Annotated in this window: 1 protein-coding gene; it reads right to left on the bottom strand. The window is 79.3% G+C overall.

Annotated features, from left to right (window positions below; all coding sequences use genetic code 11):
- A partial coding sequence (locus tag DZG00_RS16100; protein ID WP_511172846.1) for an acyl-CoA dehydrogenase family protein occupies positions 1 to 734 on the bottom strand: 734 nt, incomplete at both ends.

Below are 734 nucleotides of genomic sequence, written 5' to 3'. Positions count from 1 at the left end.
GAGCGCTGCACGCGCGCCGTCGAGCACCGCGTCGACCGCGCCCAGGTGCATGAGCAGCAGGCGGTCGGCGCCCTCGCGGGACGCGGCCACCAGCAGCGTGCGCGCCAGCCCGACCGCGCCGCCGTACCAGCAGGCCGCGACCTGGATCCCGCCCCAGTGGAACCCGGGTCGCTCGAGGTACCAGCCGGGCTCGCCCACGCGCCGCGCCGGGACGTCGCGCATGCGCAGCGGCCCGCTCGGGACCTCCGTCAGCCCGCGCGCGACCCACGCCCCGGGCACGACCTCGACGCCGGGATGCCGCAGGTCCACCGCGAAGAGCCCGCGCCCGCCCTCGGGGACGGCCGCGGTGACGAGCGCGTGCGTCAGCGATCCGGCGAGCGAGCACCACGGCTTCGTGCCCGAGAGGCGGACGGCGTCGGATCCGGGGGCGGCGGCGGCGGCGAGCGGATCCCCGCCCCCCTCAGCGGCGAACACTCCCCACGTGCGCGGCCCGGCGTCGGCGCCCGATCCGTCGGCCGGCTCGCTCCCGCCTCCGTCCGCGGCGGCGCGCTCCTGGTCGAGGATCGCCAGCGCGTCGAGGTGCGGCTCGATCGTCCGTGCGATCCCGAGGTCGGCCGCGGCGAGCGTCGCGAGCGCCTCCCAGAGGTCCGCCGTGCCGCCTGCTCCGGGACGCGCGCCGGAGTCGCCGAGCTCGACGGCGAGCGCCAGCGCGCGCTCGGTCGTCCAGCCGGGAC

Source organism: Clavibacter lycopersici (genome assembly GCF_003576405.1).
Classification (GTDB): Bacteria; Actinomycetota; Actinomycetes; order Actinomycetales; family Microbacteriaceae; genus Clavibacter; species Clavibacter lycopersici.
The sequence above is the reverse complement of the archived record's forward strand: the minus strand, read 5'-3'. Positions and strand labels throughout refer to the sequence as shown.